The sequence below is a fragment of the Streptomyces sp. NPDC029164 genome (assembly GCF_055563995.1).
The window spans coordinates 80617-97615 of sequence record NZ_JBVHWW010000002.1; the positions used below are offsets into that span (position 1 = coordinate 80617).

16 protein-coding genes are annotated in these 16999 nt (G+C 70.2%); 7 read left to right on the forward strand and 9 right to left on the reverse strand.

Translation table 11 applies throughout. The features are described 5' to 3' along the window. Positions 1-36: 36 nt before the first annotated feature. Positions 37-687, reverse strand: coding sequence for an HAD family hydrolase (locus ACZ4VT_RS02885; RefSeq protein ID WP_467946420.1), 651 nt, complete (start codon positions 685-687; stop codon positions 37-39). Positions 688-790: 103 nt separating this feature from the next. Here ACZ4VT_RS02885 and ACZ4VT_RS02890 point away from each other — a divergent pair, with 103 nt between their 5' ends. From ACZ4VT_RS02890 to ACZ4VT_RS02900, 3 genes are read left to right on the forward strand one after another with little or no spacing between them, the layout of a single operon-like run. Continuing rightward, positions 791-1702 carry a GNAT family N-acetyltransferase gene (locus ACZ4VT_RS02890; RefSeq protein WP_467946027.1) on the forward strand — a complete coding sequence of 304 codons (912 nt, stop codon included), beginning with the start codon at positions 791-793 and terminating at the stop codon, positions 1700-1702. Between the two features lie 19 nt (positions 1703-1721). Next, positions 1722-2183 carry a GNAT family N-acetyltransferase gene (locus ACZ4VT_RS02895; RefSeq protein ID WP_467946029.1) on the forward strand — a complete coding sequence of 154 codons (462 nt, stop codon included), beginning with the start codon at positions 1722-1724 and terminating at the stop codon, positions 2181-2183. Between the two features lie 57 nt (positions 2184-2240). Beyond that, positions 2241-3416, forward strand: a complete 1176-nt coding sequence (locus tag ACZ4VT_RS02900) for a winged helix DNA-binding domain-containing protein (protein ID WP_467946031.1) — start codon at positions 2241-2243, stop codon at positions 3414-3416. A gap of 35 nt (positions 3417-3451) precedes the next feature. On the opposite strand, the gene ACZ4VT_RS02905 is transcribed toward ACZ4VT_RS02900, so the two are convergent. Together ACZ4VT_RS02905 and dnaB are read right to left on the reverse strand one after the other, a co-directional pair. Beyond that, positions 3452-4837, reverse strand: coding sequence for a serine hydrolase domain-containing protein (locus ACZ4VT_RS02905; RefSeq protein ID WP_467946033.1), 1386 nt, complete (start codon positions 4835-4837; stop codon positions 3452-3454). Positions 4838-4847: 10 nt separating this feature from the next. Continuing rightward, the gene (gene dnaB, locus ACZ4VT_RS02910) at positions 4848-6314 is read right to left on the reverse strand and encodes a replicative DNA helicase (protein WP_362811727.1); all 1467 of its coding nucleotides are present in this window, start codon (positions 6312-6314) and stop codon (positions 4848-4850) included. Positions 6315-6766: 452 nt separating this feature from the next. Between dnaB and ACZ4VT_RS02915 the strand changes: the two genes are divergently transcribed. Next, a complete protein-coding gene (locus ACZ4VT_RS02915) occupies positions 6767-8104 on the forward strand; it encodes an MATE family efflux transporter (RefSeq protein WP_467946035.1) in 1338 nt (445 codons plus the stop codon). An 88-nt stretch (positions 8105-8192) separates the two neighbouring features. On the opposite strand, the gene rplI is transcribed toward ACZ4VT_RS02915, so the two are convergent. From rplI to rpsF, 4 genes are all read right to left on the reverse strand, one after another. Continuing rightward, a complete protein-coding gene (gene rplI, locus ACZ4VT_RS02920; RefSeq protein WP_467946037.1) occupies positions 8193-8639 on the reverse strand; it encodes a 50S ribosomal protein L9 in 447 nt (148 codons plus the stop codon). 18 nt (positions 8640-8657) lie between these two features. Continuing rightward, positions 8658-8894 (reverse strand): 30S ribosomal protein S18, encoded by a 237-nt coding sequence (rpsR, locus tag ACZ4VT_RS02925; RefSeq protein ID WP_005315025.1) that lies wholly within the window; start codon positions 8892-8894, stop codon positions 8658-8660. 43 nt (positions 8895-8937) lie between these two features. Beyond that, complete coding sequence (locus ACZ4VT_RS02930; protein WP_362811645.1) at positions 8938-9537, reverse strand: single-stranded DNA-binding protein; 600 nt, start codon at positions 9535-9537, stop codon at positions 8938-8940. A gap of 72 nt (positions 9538-9609) precedes the next feature. After that, positions 9610-9900 (reverse strand): 30S ribosomal protein S6, encoded by a 291-nt coding sequence (rpsF, locus tag ACZ4VT_RS02935; protein WP_004950685.1) that lies wholly within the window; start codon positions 9898-9900, stop codon positions 9610-9612. A gap of 250 nt (positions 9901-10150) precedes the next feature. On the opposite strand from rpsF, the gene ACZ4VT_RS02940 reads away from it, so the two are divergent. The 3 genes from ACZ4VT_RS02940 to ACZ4VT_RS02950 all read left to right on the forward strand — a co-directional run bounded on the left by ACZ4VT_RS02940 (position 10151) and on the right by ACZ4VT_RS02950 (position 12797). Next, positions 10151-10453 (forward strand): hypothetical protein, encoded by a 303-nt coding sequence (locus ACZ4VT_RS02940; RefSeq protein ID WP_467946039.1) that lies wholly within the window; start codon positions 10151-10153, stop codon positions 10451-10453. 142 nt (positions 10454-10595) lie between these two features. Next, a complete protein-coding gene (locus ACZ4VT_RS02945; RefSeq protein ID WP_351290127.1) occupies positions 10596-11714 on the forward strand; it encodes a lipid II:glycine glycyltransferase FemX in 1119 nt (372 codons plus the stop codon). 51 nt (positions 11715-11765) lie between these two features. Further along, positions 11766-12797: an alanine racemase gene (locus ACZ4VT_RS02950; protein WP_467946042.1), complete on the forward strand. Its 1032-nt coding sequence runs from the start codon at positions 11766-11768 to the stop codon at positions 12795-12797. Between the two features lie 9 nt (positions 12798-12806). On the opposite strand, the gene ACZ4VT_RS02955 is transcribed toward ACZ4VT_RS02950, so the two are convergent. Both ACZ4VT_RS02955 and ACZ4VT_RS02960 read right to left on the reverse strand, forming a co-directional pair. After that, positions 12807-14267: a glycosyltransferase family 87 protein gene (locus ACZ4VT_RS02955; RefSeq protein WP_467946043.1), complete on the reverse strand. Its 1461-nt coding sequence runs from the start codon at positions 14265-14267 to the stop codon at positions 12807-12809. Between the two features lie 94 nt (positions 14268-14361). Continuing rightward, a complete protein-coding gene (locus ACZ4VT_RS02960; protein ID WP_467946045.1) occupies positions 14362-16668 on the reverse strand; it encodes a transglycosylase domain-containing protein in 2307 nt (768 codons plus the stop codon). Positions 16669-16999 lie beyond the last annotated feature (331 nt).

The window sequence follows — 16999 nt, forward strand, 5'->3', positions numbered from 1 at the left end:
AATGCGGAAAATCCGCGTTTCGAACCCACTTTCCTCCTAAGATGCCTGAACTCCCGGGCGTGCCACCCCCAGGAGCCGGTATGCCTCCCGCAGGTCCCGGCCCTGGTAGACATGGGTCGCGCGCTCCGCCAGATAGGGCCGTGCATTGACCGCCACCGACACCGGCACCACGTCGAAGAGCACCGAGTCGGTCACCGAGTCCCCGTACGCGACGCAGTCGTCCCGGCTCACGCCGAACTGCTCGCACAGCCGGTCCGCCACCGTGACCTTGCCCTCGGGCGTGAGGAGCCCCGCGGCCTCCACGGGCCGGGTGAACGGCACCTCCGGGAAGACCGAACCGTGCGCGGTGTGCGCGCCCCACTCCAGCAGCAATTCCACGAAGAAGGACGGCGACAGGGAGATCACCGCGCAATAGTCCCCGCGCTCCCGGATCTCCTGCCAGACGTCCCGGATACCCGCGAGCCAGGGGGACCCGTCGAAGGCCGCCCGGACATGCGCGGGCGTGAGCTCGGCCCAGAGCGTGTGGACGGCCATCGAGAACTGGTGCGGCCCGATCTCACGCGCGCCGAAGGCCCGTTCCAGCGCGGCGATCTCGGTACTCAGTCCGAGCTGGCGGGAGATCTCGACCGGCGCGGACGAGCCGTACATCAGCGTGCCGTCGAGGTCGAAGAGGTGCAGGCGAGTCATAGCCATCGAGATTAGTGGCTTGGTTTCACGTGAAACAGCGTGTTTTCCTCTCCCGTTTCACGTGAAACATCTCGCCCCAAATCCTCTGGACGACTCCCAGTCCATGATCCAGTCTGGGGCGGTGACACCACCACACATCACCGATCTGCCGATCCGGGCGCTGACCGTGGACGATCTCCACCGCTGCGCCGACCTGTCCGAAGATCGCGGCTGGCTCCGCGAGGACCACAAGTGGGGTCTGCTCCTGGCTGCCGGAACGGGGTACGGCGTCGACGCCCCGGACGGCCGGGGACTCGCGGCCGCGTGCATCGTCACCGAGTACGGCCACACCGGCACCGGCCCGGAACTGGCCGCCATCGGCATGGTCCTCGTGGCCGACCGCTACGCCCGTCAGGGCCTCGGCCGGCGCCTGATGATCCACGTCTGCGACGACGTACTCAAGGGTGTTCCCCTCACCCTGCACGCCACTCCGTACGGCCGCCCCCTGTACGAGGAGCTCGGTTTCAAGACCACGGGCCGCACCGAGATGCTGAAGGGCACCTTCCGGCCCGAGGGCACCCCCGGCGCGTACGGCACCCCCCTGGTCCGGCCCGCCACCGCCGGAGACCTCCCGGGCATCCTGCGTCTGGACGCCGAGGTCTTCGGCACCGACCGCACGCACATGATCACCAGACTGCCCGCCTTCGCCGACCAGTTGATCGTCGCCGAGGACCGCAGCGGAGACGGCACCCTCACCGGCTACGCGGCCGCCTGGCCCAACATGGACACCCATGTCATCGGCCCGCTGATCGCCAAGGACACCGGCACCGCCCAGTCGCTGGTCACCGCGCTCGCCGCGGGTACGGACCGGACGCTGCGCACCGATGTCGACGTGCGGCACGAGGAGCTCATCGCCTGGCTCAAGGACCGCGGTCTCGGCTCCGTGGCCTTCAACGCCGTGATGACCCGTGACATCCCCGGGCTGCCCGGCGACTGGACCCGCCGCTGGGCTCCGCTGACCGTGGCAGCGGGCTGAGAGAGGAAACACCCCCCTCATGACCGACACCCCCGACACGGCCATCCGGCCCGCGACCGAAGCCGATCTGCCCGCCATCGTCGCCATGCTGGCCGACGACCCGCTGGGCGCGACCCGCGAGTCCCCCGAGGACCTCACCCCGTACCGCGCGGCCCTGCGGCGCCTCGCCGGAGACCCGAACCAGCACCTGGTCGTCGCCGTCCGCGCGGACCGCGTCGTGGGCACCCTCCAGCTGACGATCGTCCCCGGTCTCTCCCGCAAGGGGGCCACCCGCTCCATCATCGAGGGCGTCCGTGTCCACGCGGACGAGCGCGGCGGCGGCCTGGGCACCCGGTTCATCGAGTGGGCGGTGGAGAAGTCCCGTGCCGAGGGCTGCTCGCTCGTCCAACTGACCTCGGACGTGACCCGCACCGACGCCCACCGCTTCTACGAGCGGCTCGGATTCACCGCTTCCCACGTCGGGTTCAAGCTGCAGCTCTGAGCCGCCCGGGCCGCGGGCCGGGCCGCGCTGTCGGCGGCCCGGCCTACGATCGGGAGGATGAGCCCCAGCCTGCCCCTCGTCACCACCGCCGAGCGCCGCCACCGGCTCGGCCGGCGCCATCGCCTCGCTCCGTCGGCCCGGGCCGCCACGGTGGTGGAGGCGGCGGACTCCGTGGTCGCGCTACACGCCACCGACGCCTCGACGATCTTCCTCTCCGCCCGCGCCCGGCTCGCCGAAGGCGGTCCCGGTCTGGTCGAGCAGGCGCTCTACGAGGACGTCAGCCTCGTGCGGCTGCTCAGCATGCGCAACACGCTCTTCGCGGTCTCGGCGGAACTCGCCCCGTACGTCGACGCCTCGTCCGCGCGGGCCATCGCCGTCAAGGAGCGCCGCACCCTCCTCAAGCACCTCGACGAGGACGGTCAGGGACTCGACGCGCAGTGGCTGGCCCAGGCGGAGGCCGCCGCGCTCGACGCCCTCGACGTCCACGGGCCGTCCACCGGAAGCCAGTTGTCGGCCGCCGTGCCCGCACTGCGGCAGAAGATCACCATCGGCCGGGGCAAGAAGTACGAGACGGAGACCGGCGTCGCCACCCGTGTCATCCGGCTGCTGGCCGCCGACGGCCGGATCAGGCGCGGCCGCCCCCGCGGGTCGTGGATCTCCAGCCAGTACCGCTGGGTGCACACCGATCCGTGGCCCGCCGTACCCGCCGCCGAGGCCCGCGCGGAGATCGCCCGGCGCTGGCTCCACGCCTACGGCCCCGCCACCGAGGCCGACCTCAAGTGGTGGACGGGCTGGACGCTCACGGACGTACGCAGGGCACTCGCGGCCGTGGGCCCGGACCAGGTCCGCCTCGAGGACGGCAGCACCGCTCTCGTCGGCCCCGGGGACACCGCGCCCGAACCGGCCACGGAGCCCTGGGCGGCGCTGCTGCCCGGCCTCGACCCCACCGGCATGGGCTGGGCCGACCGCGGCTTCCACCTCGACCCCGCCCACAAGCCCGCGCTCTTCGACTACGCCGGCAACATCGGCCCCACCGTGTGGTGGAACGGCGAGATCGTCGGCGGCTGGGCCCAGCGTTCCGACGGCGAGATCGTCTGGCGGCTGCCGGGCAGCCCCGGCCGCGCCGCCGAGGAGGCGATCACCGCCGAGGCCGCCCGCCTCGCCGCATGGGTGGGCGAGGCCCGCATCACCCCGCGGTTCCGCACCCCGCTGGAACGCGAACTCGTCGCCTGAACGGAACCCTAGCCCGGCGGCCGGGCCCCGGGCCGTCAGCCGATGCCCCGCCAGCCCTGCGGGTCGACCCCGCCGGGCACCGGGGCCTGGGCGTCGTACGGTTCGCGCGTGAAGACGAAGGACGCCAGATCGAGGTGGCTCACCGAGCCGTCCTCCCGGCGCACCGCCCGCAGCGTCTCACCGGCGTAGTAGCCGGACAGTCCGGTCCAGGTGCCGTCCGGGCCGGCCCGGAACCGGGCCGTGCGCCCGGATCCGCCCACCGGGCCCAGCTCCAGCAGCCCGTCCGCCGTCAGCCGCACCACCTGCGCCGAAGTCCCCCAGTACCAGGGGCCGCACAGCTCCAGCGGCACCCGGTCCGACTCCGGGAAGGGCCGCCACGGCTTCGGGAACCGCGGCTCGGCGTCGGCCACGATCCCGACGAGTTCCGCCGCCACCGTCGCCGCCGGAAGCCCCGAGGTGCAGTTCGCCAGCACCACCGCCGCCACGTCGTCCGCCTCGCTCAGCCACAGGCCCGCGACGAAGCCGGGCAGCGATCCGCTGTGGCCCGCGAGCCTCCGGTCGCCGTCGGCCGTCAGCTGCATGCCCAGCCCGTAGCCGAGATCGGCGAAACCGGGCTCCGGCGGCGCCGCCGGCGTGCGCATCTCCCGTACGGACTCCGCGCTCAGGACCCGCTCGTCACCGCGCAGCAGGAAGTCGGCGAACCGCGCCAGGTCCGTGGTCGTCGACCACAGCTGTCCGGCCGGAGCCATCAGCCCCAGATCCTCCAGCGGCTCGGGCATCATCAGGTCCGCCCACGGGTGCACCGCCCAGCCGCCCGCGTGCGGGGCTTGCGGCTGCCCGCTCGTACGGTCCAGCCCGAGGGGCGCCAGCACCTCGGCCCGCAGCGCCTCTTCCCAGGGCTGCCCGCGCAGCGCCTCCACCAGCGAACCCAGCAGGGTGTATCCGGGGTTGGAGTAGTGGTGGCGGCGTCCCGGGGTGTGGGCGAACGGCTCGTCACCCAGGACGTCGGAGAGCTCGGGCCGCAGGGCGCCGGGGGTGCGCTCCCACCACTCGCCGGGGGTCTCCGCCGCCAGCCCGCCGGTGTGGGCCAGGAGCTGAGCGACGGTCACCTCGCCGGCTCCCGTCCCCGGCAGGTGCTTCTCCAGCGGGTCCGAGAGACTCAGCAGTCCCTCGTCCCGCAGGCGCATCACCAGAACTGCCGTGAAGGTCTTGGTGATCGAGCCGATCCGGTACTGGACGTTCCCGTCGGGGCCGTGCCCTTCGACCGAGGTCCGAGAGCCCTCCCAGACCACCTCCCCGCCCCGCACCACGGCCGCCACGACGGACGGTGCCCGCCCCGCGCTCTGCGCCACGGCGATCCGGTGCCTGAGGGCACGCCGGGTGCCAGGGAGAAGTTCCAGGTCCTCAGAAAGATCATCCATGAATCGGATGCTACGTGTTGGCCATGTCCACGAAGCGTGAATAGTGGCCCTGGAAGGCCACGGTGATCGTGGCCGTGGGGCCGTTACGGTGCTTGGCCACGATCAGGTCCGCCTCACCCGCGCGGGGGGACTCCTTCTCGTACGCGTCCTCGCGGTGCAGCAGGATCACCATGTCCGCGTCCTGCTCGATCGAGCCCGATTCACGCAGGTCGGAGACCATCGGCTTCTTGTCGGTGCGCTGTTCCGGACCACGGTTCAGCTGGGAGAGCGCGATCACGGGGACCTCGAGCTCCTTCGCCAGCAGCTTGAGGTTTCGGGACATGTCCGAGACCTCCTGCTGACGGCTCTCGGGACGGCGTGAGCCACCCGACTGCATCAGCTGGAGGTAGTCGATGACCACGAGCGAGAGGTCGTTGCGCTGCTTGAGCCGGCGGCACTTGGCCCGAATCTCCATCATCGACAGGTTGGGGGAGTCGTCGATGTAGAGCGGGGCGGCGGAGACGTCCGGCATCCGGCGGGCCAGCCGGGTCCAGTCGTCGTCCGTCATCGTGCCGGAGCGCATGTGGTGCAGCGCCACCCGGGCCTCCGCCGAGAGCAGGCGCATGGCGATCTCGTTGCGCCCCATTTCGAGGGAGAAGATCACGCTCGGCAGGTTGCTCTTGATGGAGCAGGCCCGGGCGAAGTCCAGGGCGAGCGTGGACTTGCCCATCGCGGGACGGGCGGCGATGACGATCATCTGCCCCGGATGCAGGCCGTTGGTCAGCGAGTCCAGGTCAGTGAATCCGGTGGGAACGCCCGACATCTGGCCGCTGCGCGAGCCGATCGCCTCGATCTCGTCGAGGGCGCCCTCCATGATGTCGCCGAGCGGCAGGTAGTCCTCGGAGGTCCGCTGCTCGGTGACGGCGTAGATCTCGGCCTGGGCGCTGTTGACGATCTCGTCGACGTCTCCGTCGGCCGCATATCCCATCTGCGTGATCTTCGTGCCGGCGGCGACCAGGCGGCGCAGGACGGCCCTCTCGTGGACGATCTCCGCGTAGTACTCGGCGTTCGCCGCGGTCGGTACGGACTGCACCAGGGTGTGCAGGTACGAGGCCCCACCGACCTTGCTGATCTCGCCGCGCCGGGTCAGCTCCGCGCCGACGGTGATCGGGTCGGCCGGCTCGCCCTTGGCGTACAGGTCGAGGATGGCCTGGAAGATCGTCTCGTGCGAGGGCCGGTAGAAGTCGTGGCCCTTGATGACCTCGACGACATCGGCGATGGCGTCCTTCGAGAGCAGCATGCCGCCGAGCACCGACTGCTCGGCGTCGAGGTCCTGCGGAGGGACGCGCTCGAAGCCGCCACCGCCGCCGGCGTCCCAGGAGCCGCCCTCGCGGCCCCGGTCGTGCTGTTCGTCTCCGCGGCCGCGGCCTTCACTGTTACGGCGCGAACGGGCGGGCAGACGGTCACCTGGACCGCTGTCGGCCCAGGGGTCGTCCATGGGCTCGGGCATGCTCACCGGGCCGCCTCCTCCCGTCCGCAAAGCGGACCTTGCCGTGCCACTCTTTCTACGACACGGCTCTGACAAATGGGGCACCCGAGTCGGCTGTCGTCGAGTCGGGCAACGCACCACGGTAGGGCCGGGAGCGGCGTCAGCCAATCTTGTTATCCACAGGCTGTGTGGATGAGATGTGGATGACGGCGCCAATGCTGTGGGTAACCCCTCGGAAGCTGTGTACGGACCGGGGGACGACGCTGTGGACAAAATCACCCGCGCCACCCTGTTACCCCGCCTGACCTGCGATTTCCCTTTCTGGAGGCGGCGGGGAAGAAAAATCTTGGCCACTGTCTCAAGATCGCCTCCAACGAGTCGCGAAGAACGTTCACGTCGGCGTCAGAGTAAGGATCACAGATGGGTTGCATCCATTACCTGTGGAAGATTAGATTGAGCGCATGACACAGGCCCTCACCGCACCCAAGCCTGGGCCGAGACGGCACGACCGAGAGATATTCGCGCTCGCCGTGCCCGCCTTCGGCGCGCTCGTCGCCGAGCCCCTGTTCGTGATGGCCGACAGCGCCATCGTGGGACACCTCGGCACCCCCCAGCTCGCCGGCCTCGGCATCGCGGCCGCTCTGCTCACCACCGCCGTGAGCGTCTTCGTCTTCCTCGCGTACGCCACCACGGCGGCCGTCTCCCGCCGGGTCGGCGCGGGCGACCTGCAGGCAGCCATCCGGCAGGGCATGGACGGCATCTGGCTCGCCCTCCTGCTCGGCGTGGCCGTCATCGCCGTGGTGCTGCCCGCGGCGCCGTCGCTGATCTCCCTCTTCGGAGCCTCCGACACCGTCGCCCCGTACGCCGTCACCTATCTGCGCATCTCGGCCTTCGGCATCCCGCCCATGCTCATGGTGCTGGCCGCCACCGGGGTCATCCGCGGCCTCCAGGACACCCGCACCCCGCTCTACGTGGCCGTCGGCGGCTTCACCCTCAACGTGGGCCTGAACGCGGCCCTCGTCTACGGCGCGGGGCTCGGCATCGCCGGCTCCGCCTGGGGCACGGTCATCGCCCAGTGCGCAATGGCGGCCGCCTATCTCGTCGTGGTCGTCCGGGGAGCCCGCCGGCACGGCGCCTCCCTGGTCCCGGACCCCGCGGGCATACGGGCCTGTGCCCAGGCCGGCGCGCCCCTGCTGGTTCGCACCCTTTCCCTGCGCGCCATCCTGATGATCGCGACAGCCGTGGCCGCCCGGCTCGGGGACGCCGACATCGCCGCCCACCAGATCCTGCTCGCCCTGTGGAGCCTGCTCGCCTTCGCGCTCGACGCCATAGCGATCGCCGGACAGGCGATCATCGGCCGCTACCTGGGCGCGGGCGACACTGAAGGCGCAAGGACGGTCTGCCGTCGCATGGTGCAGTGGGGCATCGTCTCGGGCGTCGTGCTCGGCCTGCTGGTCGTCCTGGCCCGCCCGGTGTTCATCCCCCTGTTCACCAGCGATCCGGCGGTCGAGGCCGCCCTGTTCCCCGCCCTGCTGGTCGTGGCCCTCTCCCAGCCCGTCTCGGGCATCGTCTTCGTGCTCGACGGGGTCCTCATGGGCGCGGGCGACGGCCGCTACCTGGCCCGGGCCATGCTCCTGACGCTCGCCGCGTTCGTCCCGGCAGCCCTCCTCGTACCGGTCGTGGGCGGCGGCATCACGACGCTCTGGTGGGCCATGACCCTGATGATGCTGGTCCGGATGGTCACCCTCAGGATGCGCGCCCGCTCGGGCCGCTGGCTGATCGCGGGAGCCACCCGCTAGCGCGCGTTCCACGCCGATGTTTCACGTGAAACATCGGGAAACGACGAAGGGCCGCACCCCGAGGGGTGCGGCCCTTCACGCGCAGCCCTTAGGCGGCGATGACCTCGATGCCCACGTTCGCGGCGACCTCGGGGTGCAGACGCACGGAGACCTGGTACGAACCGAGGGTCTTGATCGGGGCGCCCAGCTCAACGCGGCGCTTGTCGACCTTCGGACCACCGGAAGCCTCGATCGCCGTGGCGATGTCGGAGGGGGTCACGGAGCCGAAGAGACGGCCGGCGTCACCCGCACGGGTGGCCAGACGCACCTTCACGCCCTCGAGCTTGGCCTTGACCTCGTTGGCCTGCTCGATGGTCGCGATCTCGTGGATCTTGCGGGCGCGGCGGATCTGCGCCACGTCCTTCTCGCCACCCTTGGTCCAGCGGATCGCGAAACCACGCGGGACCAGGTAGTTGCGAGCGTAACCGTCCTTGACGTCGACGACATCGCCGGCGGTGCCGAGGCCAGAGACCTCGTGGGTCAGGATGATCTTCATTAGTCGGTCACCCTTTCCTTATCGCGCGGTGGACGTGTAGGGCAGCAGCGCCATCTCACGGCTGTTCTTCACGGCCGTGGCGACGTCACGCTGGTGCTGCGTGCAGTTGCCGGTAACGCGGCGGGCACGGATCTTGCCGCGGTCGGAAATGAACTTCCGCAGCATGTTCGTGTCCTTGTAGTCCACGTACGCGGTCTTGTCCTTGCAGAATGCGCAGACCTTCTTCTTAGGCTTGCGCACAGGCGGCTTCGCCATTGTGTCTCTCCTGTGTGATCAAGAAGTGGGGATGCGAGCTGCCCTAGAAGGGCGGCTCGTCCGAGTAGCCACCGCCGGAGCCGCCGGAGCTTCCGCCCCAGCCGCCCCCGCCGCCGCCCTGCTGCTGGCCACCGGCCGGCGCGCTGGACGCCCACGGGTCGTCGGAGGGAGCTCCGCCGCCCTGCGGGGCGCCGCCGCTGGGGGCTCCGCCCCAGCCACCGCCGCCACCCTGCTGCTGCTGGCCGCCACCGCCGCCGTACCCGCCCTGACCGCCGCGACCGGTGGTCTTGGCGACCTTGGCCGTGGCGTTCTTCAGGCTGGGGCCGACTTCCTCGACGTCCAGCTCGTAGACCGTGCGCTTGACACCCTCACGGTCCTCGTACGACCGCTGCCTCAGCCGGCCCTGCACGATGACGCGCATGCCTCGCTGGAGGGACTCGGCGACGTTCTCCGCCGCCTGCCGCCACACCGAGCAGGTCAGGAACAGGCTTTCGCCGTCCTTCCACTCATTGGTCTGACGGTCGAAGGTGCGGGGGGTGGACGCGACACGGAACTTCGCGACCGCCGCACCCGAGGGGGTGAAGCGCAGCTCGGGGTCGTCGACGAGATTGCCGACGACCGTGATGACGGTCTCGCCTGCCATGGATGAACCTCTCGGCGGGGATTGCTGCTGGGCTGCTGTGCTACTCGGTCCCGATTACCGCTGAACCGAAGTTCAGTGGGTCTCGGGGCGAAGGACCTTGGTCCGGAGAACCGACTCGTTCAGGTTCATCTGTCGGTCAAGCTCCTTGACGACCGCAGGCTCGGCCTGAAGGTCGATGACCGAGTAGATGCCCTCGGGCTTCTTCTTGATCTCGTAAGCGAGACGACGACGGCCCCAGGTGTCGACCTTCTCGACCTTTCCGTTGCCCTCACGGACGACGGAAAGGAAGTTCTCGATCAGCGGGGAGACAGCGCGCTCCTCGAGATCGGGGTCGAGGATGACCATCACTTCGTAGTGACGCATGTGGAACCCACCTCCTTTGGACTCAGCGGCCACGGTCGTTCCGTGGCAGGAGGGTCGTGATGCGTGCGCACGGTGTCCGAGAGCAGACACCGCGCAGCTGTACAGACTACCTCCTCGACTCCTTCCGGTTGAAATCCGACGGGAGGGGGCCCCAATCTGTATCCATCGGGTGTGCTCGGTGCTATGCCCCCGGCCCCTGCCGGAGGCCGCCCCGCCGCACCGCTCTGCGTCAGCCAGGAGGTGCCTTCCGATGGCACAGGCCATGCAACGTCAGCCCATCTCCCTGCTCTCCACCGACGGCAAGCCCCACCCGCTGCAGGACGCCCTGATGGCGGTCACCCTGACCCTCGGCGCCGTGGCGTTCGTCACGGCCTTCTTCCACAACCTGCACCTGCTCAGCTCATGGGCCGGGCTGATCGGAATTCTGAGCGGCGCGTACGGACAGTTCGTCTCCGTCACGACACGCGAGCGCTTCGCGCTGATCATCGGCCTTGGCGCGTCTGCCATCGGCTTCTACCTCGGCATGTTCCACGGCGGCCTCTTCGGCGGCTGACGGGGCCGGGCGGGGCACCTCCGCGGCAGGGCGCCGGCTCCGCACCGGCCCGGGCCTCCGGCCCGTCCCCCAGAAGGGTGGCGCCCCTGTCGCAGTAGGCTTCGCGCCATAGCCAGCGAAGCCGCCGGAGGAGACGCCCCGCATGAGCCTGTCCCTGAGGACCATCAGCCGAGAGCAGCATCTGGGTTACCTCCAGAGCCTGCCCTCGGCTAGCCACTGCCAGGTCCCGGCGTGGGCCGACGTGAAGAACGAGTGGCGCTCCGAGAACCTCGGATGGTTCAACGAGTCCGAGGAACTCGTCGGTGCCGCCCTCGTGCTGTACCGCCAGCTGCCCAAGGTGAAGCGATACCTCGCCTACCTCCCCGAGGGCCCGGTCATCAACTGGTACGCCCCGAACCTGGAGGAGTGGCTCCAGCCGATGCTGGCCCACCTCAAGCAGCAGGGCGCCTTCACCGTGAAGATGGGCCCGCCCGTCGTCATCCGCCGCTGGAACTCGACCGCCATCAAGGCCGGCATCCAGGACCCGGGCGTGAAGCGCCTGCGCGACGTGGAGGCCTCGGTCATCGAGCCCCGCGCCTTCGAGGTGTCCGACAAGCTGCGCCGCATGGGCTGGCAGCAGGCCGAGGACGGCGGCGCCGGATTCGGCGACGTCCAGCCCCGCTACGTCTTCCAGGTGCCGCTCGCCAACCGCTCGCTCGACGACGTCCTCAAGGGCTTCAACCAGCTGTGGCGCCGCAACATCAAGAAGGCCGAGAAGGCCGGCGTCGAGGTGGTCCAGGGCGGCTACGACGACCTGCCGACCTGGCAGCACCTGTACGAGATCACGGCCGAGCGCGACAAGTTCCGCCCGCGCCCGCTCAGCTACTTCCAGCGCCAGTGGACGGCCCTCAACGCCGAGGACCCCAACCGGATGCGCCTCTACATCGCCACGCACGAGGGGGAGCCGCTGGCCGCCGCCACGATGCTCACCGTCGGCCAGCACGTCTGGTACTCGTACGGCGCCTCCGCCAACCACAAGCGCGAGGTCCGGCCCTCGAACGCGATGCAGTGGCGCATGCTGCGCGATTCCTACGCGCTCGGCGCCAGCGTCTACGACCTGCGCGGCATCTCTGACACGCTGGACGAGAACGACCACCTGTTCGGTCTGATCCAGTTCAAGGTCGGCACGGGCGGCGAGGCCGTCGAGTACGTCGGCGAGTGGGACTTCCCGCTCAACAAGGTGCTGCACAAGGCGCTCGACATCTACATGTCGCGCCGCTGATTCCCTGACCCCCTGACCCCCGCTGTTATCGAGAAAGGTGCCGGACGGGCCATGGCGCTCACGCTCTACGTCGACACCGCGCGCTGGCGTGCGCACCAGAAGCAGATCCAGGACCGGTTCCCCGGGATGATCCCGGTCTGCAAGGGCAACGGTTACGGCTTCGGCCACGAGCGGCTGTGCGAGGAGGCGACCCGCATGGGCGCCGACGTACTCGCCGTCGGCACGACGTACGAGGCCGCGAGCATCAAGGACTGGTTCGGCGGCGACCTGCTCGTCCTCACCCCGTTCCGGCGGGGCGAGGAGCCGGTGCCGCTGCCGGACCGGGTGATCCGCTCGGTGTCCTCGCTGGACGGGGTCCGCGGTCTGGTCGGCGCCCGCGTGGTCATCGAGTGCATGAGCTCGATGCGCCGCCACGGCATCTCCGAGCAGGATCTGGGCCGGCTGCACGGGGCCATCGAGGACGTCCGGCTGGAGGGCTTCGCCCTGCACCTGCCGCTGGACCGCCCGGACGGCTCGGACGCCGTCGAGGAGGTCATCGGCTGGATGGACCGGCTGCGCGCGGCCCGGCTGCCGCTGCACACCATGTTCGTCAGCCACCTGCGGGCCGAGGAGCTGGCACGGCTCCAGCAGCAGTTCCCGCAGACCCGCTTCCGGGCCCGCATCGGCACCCGGCTGTGGCTGGGCGACCACGAGGCGACCGAGTACCGCGGTGCGGTCCTCGACGTCACGCGCGTGGCCAAGGGCGACCGGTTCGGCTACCGCCAGCAGAAGGCCGCGTCGGACGGCTGGCTGGTCGTCGTCGCCGGTGGTACCTCGCACGGGGTCGGGCTGGAGGCCCCCAAGGCCCTGCACGGTGTGATGCCGCGCGCCAAGGGCGTCGCCCGCGCCGGCCTGGCCACCGTCAACCGGAACCTGTCGCCGTTCGTGTGGGCGGGCAAGCAGCGCTGGTTCGCGGAGCCGCCGCACATGCAGGTGTCGATCCTGTTCGTGCCCTCGGACGCGACCGAGCCGAAGGTCGGCGACGAGCTCGTGGCGCACCTGCGCCACACCACCACGCAGTTCGACCGGGTGCTCGACGCCTGAGCCGGCCCGTCAGTCCTTGGGGTCCAGGCCCCAGTCGACCCGCTGTCCCTCCGAGGGCGCCGCGTACCGCGGCGCCCTCGCGGCGTCCGACAGCACGAACACGTCCTCGGCCCCGTCCAGGACGCCGCCGGACGGGTCGTCCGAGCCGTCGCGGCGTACGACGTCCCGCTCGGGCAGCAGGATGTCCCGGACCACGACCGCGCACAGGTACAGGGTGGCCAGCAGGTGGGCGGCGATCGCCAGCTGGTAGCCCTCCACGGGCAGGCCCTGGTGCTTGTCGCCGCTGCTCGTGTAGGCGAGGTAGAACCAGATCCCGAGGAAGTAGGCGATCTCGCCTGCCTGCCAGATCAGGAAGTCCCGCCAGCGCGGCCGGGCCAGCGCGGCGAGCGGGATGAGCCACAGCACGTACTGCGGCGAGTAGACCTTGTTGCACAGGATGAACGCGGCGACGACCAGGAACGCCAGCTGGGCGAACCGGGGCCGCCGCGGGGCGGTCAGGGTGAGCAGGCCGATCGCCCCGCACAGCAGGAGCGTCAGCCCCGTCGCGTACGTGTTGGCGTCTTCCAGGGGGTTGCCGGAGCGCTGCGAGATCAGCAGCCACACGGAGCCGAAGTCGATGGGCCGTTCCTGGCTGAAGGTGTAGAACTTCGTCCAGCCGTCCCAGGCGAAGAGCATGACGGGCAGGTTCACCACGAGCCAGGCCCCGGCCGCGCCGAGGACGGCCGCGCCGAAGGCGCGCCACTTCCCGGCCCGCCAGCAGAGCACGAACAGCACCCCGAGCAACAGGACGGGATAGAGCTTGGCCGCGGTGGCCAGGCCGATCAGGACACCGAAGAGGACCGTCCGACCGCGGGACCACATGAGCATCCCGGCGGCGGTCAGGGCGATGGCGAGCAGGTCCCAGTTGATCGTGGCCGTCAGCGCGAAGGCGGGCGCGAGCGCGAAGAGCAGGGCGTCCCAGGGCCGGCGGCGATGAGTGCGCGCGACGCACACGGCGATGACCGCCGCGCAGGCCATCAGCATGCCCGCGTTGACCATCCAGTACATCTGCTCGCGGTGCTGCATGGAGCCGCTGCCGGGGGTCAGCCAGGAGGCGATCTCCATGAAGAGCCCGGTGAGCACCGGGTACTCCAGGTACTCCATGTCGCCGGGAAGCCGGTCGAAGTAGGGCGTCAGGTTGTCGGCGAAGCCGCGTACCGCGTACAGGTGCGGGATGTCGGAGTAGCAAGCGTGGGTGTACTGCGAGCCCGCTCCCCGGAACCACGCCCAGTCGTAGCAGGGCAGCTTCTGCACCATGCCGAGCGCGAACATGCCGATGGCGAGGAGGGCCACGACCCGGACGGGCCCCAGCCAGTGGCCGCCGAGCCGGGCGTAGCGGCCGAGCGGGCCTCCGATGAGCTCACTGCCGGCTGCGGCGACCTCGTCCTGCTGCGTCGGCAGTACGGGACGGTCCTCGTGCACCTGGGTCATGGGGGTCATCCTGCCGTACGGAGCCGGACACGGGGGAAGGCCGCCGCACGCAGGGTGCGACGGCCTTCCTCTGTTCACGGGGCGGTGGGGCGGGTCAGTCCGGCACGGTGCCGGCGGTACCTCCGGTGGTGCCGCAAGGGCGGCCCGGTCTGCAGCTGTTCGACGGGGAGGGCGATCCGCTGGCCCCGCCCTGGGTGCCGGCGATGACCCCCGAGCTGGTGCCGGTGTTCGTGCCTGCGTTGGTCGTCCCGCGCGTGGGGTCGTCCGGGTCGCAGTACAGCTCCCACGGCTTGCAGGACGGCTTCCCGCCCTTGGACGGGGTCGGGGACGGCGTCGGGGAGGTCGGCGGGGTCGTCGACGGGGACGGGGACGGCAAAGCGGGAGCCGACGGCGTGGGGGAGGGCGCACCCGCGGAGTCGGCGGTGACGCCGACGTCCTCGGGCTCCGGGAACTGCTTGATCGGAGCGTCCTTGAGCGCGTCGCGCATGTACTGGGTCCAGATCTCGGCCGGGATGTCACCACCGTGGATGGACGGGATGGCGCCCACGCCGTTCATGGACTGCAGCTTCCGGTCCTGCGAGTTGGGGTCGGTGCGGAAGAGGACCACGGAGGTGGACAGCTCCGGGGTGTAGCCGACGAACCAGGCCGACTTGTTCTCGTCCGTGGTACCGGTCTTGCCCGCGGCGGGCCGGCCGAGCTTCTTGGCCTCCTTGCCGGTCCCGTTCTTGACGACGTTCTGCAGGACCTCGGTGATGTTGTCCGCGACGGCGTTGTCCATGGCCCGCTGGGGCTTGGGGGGCTCGAAGCCGGGCAGCCTCTCGCCGTCCTTCTCGACCTCGGTCACCGAGTAGGGCTCGTGGTGCGTGCCCGAGGCGGCGAACGTGGCGTACGAGTCGGCCATCCGGATGGCGCTGGGGGTCGAGGTACCGAGGGCGGAGGAGGCGTCCGGGTTCGGGTTGATCGACTCCTCGAGGATGCCCGTGGACTTGGCCAGCTCCCGCACCTTGGTGTGGCCGACGTCGAAGATCAGCTGGGCGAACGGGACGTTGATGGACTTCTCCATCGCCTCGTTGAGGGTGACGTATCCGTACGCCGTCGGGCTCTCGTTCTTCTGCTTGAACGGGTTGCCCTTGGCGTCGCGCAGCGGCCTGCCCTCACGGTTGTTGATCACCGTGAGGTCGTTGGCCTGGTACTTGCTGTCGGCCGAGATGCCCTGGCCGTTGGAGTTCTGGGTGCCGTACTGCATGGCCGCCGCGAGCACGTACGGCTTCCAGGTCGAGCCGACCGGGACACCGCTGGTGTTGGCGTTGTTGCTGAAGTACTTCTGGTCCCAGCCCGGGCCGCCGTACAGGGCCACGAGCGCCCCGGTCTTGACGTCCACGGAGGCGCCGCCGAACTGGACGAAGGTGTCGGTGTCGGGCCGCTTCTTCTCGTCGATGAAGCCGTCGCGGGCGTCCGCCACGGCCTTGGCCAGGGCGTCCACCCTCGGCTTCTCGAAGGTGGTCTTGATCCGGTAGCCGCCCAGGGCCATCTGCTCGACGGTGATGCCCTTGGTCTTCATCACGTACGCCTTGGCCGTGTCGACCAGGTAGCCGATCTGGCCGGTCATGCCGCGGGCCTGCTCCGACTCGACGCGGGCGGGGAAGTCCGAGTCCTTGTACTTCGCCCGCTCGGTCTTGTCCATCCGGCCGACCTCGACCTGGCGGTCCAGCACCCAGGCCCAGCGCTTGCGGGCCCGGTCCTCGTTGAGTTCGGGGGTGGCCGCGGGACCGATGCCGCCGTCCGGGTTGTAGAGGTTGGGACCCTTGAGCACGGAGGCCAGGAACGCGCACTCGGAGGGGTTCAGGTCCTGGCTGTCCTTGCCGAAGTAGGCACGGGCCGCGGCCTGGATGCCGTAGGCGTCGCGTCCGTAATACGCGGTGTTGAGGTAGCCCGCGAGGACCGTGTCCTTCTCCTCGGAGACACCCAGCCTTATCGCGATGAAGAGCTCGGTGACCTTCCGCTTGAGCGTCTGGTCGGAGTCGAGGTAGGTGTTCTTCACGTACTGCTGGGTGATGGTCGAGCCACCCTGGGTGGAGCCGCCCGTGCCCATGTTCCAGACGGCGCGGGCGATGCCCATCGGGTCCACGCCCTTGTCCGTCTCGAAGGACTCGTTCTCCGCCGCGATCACGGCGTCCCTCATCGACCGGGGGATGCTCGAGATGGGCACGATCTGCCGGTTCATCGAACCGCCCGTCGCCACCATCTGGCTGCCGTCGGCCCAGTAGAAGACGTTGTTCTGCGCCTTGGCCGCCTTGTTCGGGTCCGGCGTGCTCACCATGGCGATACCGATGCCGGCGCCGGCGATGATCACCGCGAAGAAGCCCAGCGTCGTGCCGGAGACGAACTTCCAGGAAGGCACGAAGCGCTTCCAGCCGTCCCGGTCGGACCGCGGGTAGTTGATCAGCCGCTTGTCGGGGCGGCCCGCGCCGCGAGCGGCGTTCGGGGCGCCTCGTCCGCGGCCTCCGGAGCCTCTCTGGGCAGCCCGGCGCGCCTCGGCACGGCTGCCCGGCACGGGCTCCTGCGTGTACGGGCCGCTGTGGGACGCCGTGGGGACGTCCCGTCCGGCAGGGGCGCCCCTGCCGGGGCGCTGCTGAGCGGCGCGGGGGGGGGGGGGGCGCCCCCCCCCCCCCCCCCTCCTGGGGTTTTTTGGGTGTTTTTTTGTCCAACCCACCCCCCCCCCTGCAGAGAGG

Bases quoted from the DNA above. Each gene is read 5' to 3' on its own strand.
- ACZ4VT_RS02905 (WP_467946033.1), bottom strand. From the start codon at position 4,837: ATGGATGATCTTTCTGAGGACCTGGAACTTCTCCCTGGCACCCGGCGT.
- ACZ4VT_RS02955 (WP_467946043.1), bottom strand. From the start codon at position 14,267: ATGACCCAGGTGCACGAGGACCGTCCCGTACTGCCGACGCAGCAGGAC.
- ACZ4VT_RS02950 (WP_467946042.1), top strand. From the start codon at position 11,766: ATGGCGCTCACGCTCTACGTCGACACCGCGCGCTGGCGTGCGCACCAG.
- dnaB (WP_362811727.1), bottom strand. From the start codon at position 6,314: ATGGACGACCCCTGGGCCGACAGCGGTCCAGGTGACCGTCTGCCCGCC.
- ACZ4VT_RS02915 (WP_467946035.1), top strand. From the start codon at position 6,767: ATGACACAGGCCCTCACCGCACCCAAGCCTGGGCCGAGACGGCACGAC.
- ACZ4VT_RS02890 (WP_467946027.1), top strand. From the start codon at position 791: ATGATCCAGTCTGGGGCGGTGACACCACCACACATCACCGATCTGCCG.
- ACZ4VT_RS02885 (WP_467946420.1), bottom strand. From the start codon at position 687: ATGACTCGCCTGCACCTCTTCGACCTCGACGGCACGCTGATGTACGGC.
- rpsR (WP_005315025.1), bottom strand. From the start codon at position 8,894: ATGGCGAAGCCGCCTGTGCGCAAGCCTAAGAAGAAGGTCTGCGCATTC.
- ACZ4VT_RS02930 (WP_362811645.1), bottom strand. From the start codon at position 9,537: ATGGCAGGCGAGACCGTCATCACGGTCGTCGGCAATCTCGTCGACGAC.
- ACZ4VT_RS02895 (WP_467946029.1), top strand. From the start codon at position 1,722: ATGACCGACACCCCCGACACGGCCATCCGGCCCGCGACCGAAGCCGAT.
- ACZ4VT_RS02945 (WP_351290127.1), top strand. From the start codon at position 10,596: ATGAGCCTGTCCCTGAGGACCATCAGCCGAGAGCAGCATCTGGGTTAC.
- rpsF (WP_004950685.1), bottom strand. From the start codon at position 9,900: ATGCGTCACTACGAAGTGATGGTCATCCTCGACCCCGATCTCGAGGAG.
- ACZ4VT_RS02940 (WP_467946039.1), top strand. From the start codon at position 10,151: ATGGCACAGGCCATGCAACGTCAGCCCATCTCCCTGCTCTCCACCGAC.
- rplI (WP_467946037.1), bottom strand. From the start codon at position 8,639: ATGAAGATCATCCTGACCCACGAGGTCTCTGGCCTCGGCACCGCCGGC.
- ACZ4VT_RS02900 (WP_467946031.1), top strand. From the start codon at position 2,241: ATGAGCCCCAGCCTGCCCCTCGTCACCACCGCCGAGCGCCGCCACCGG.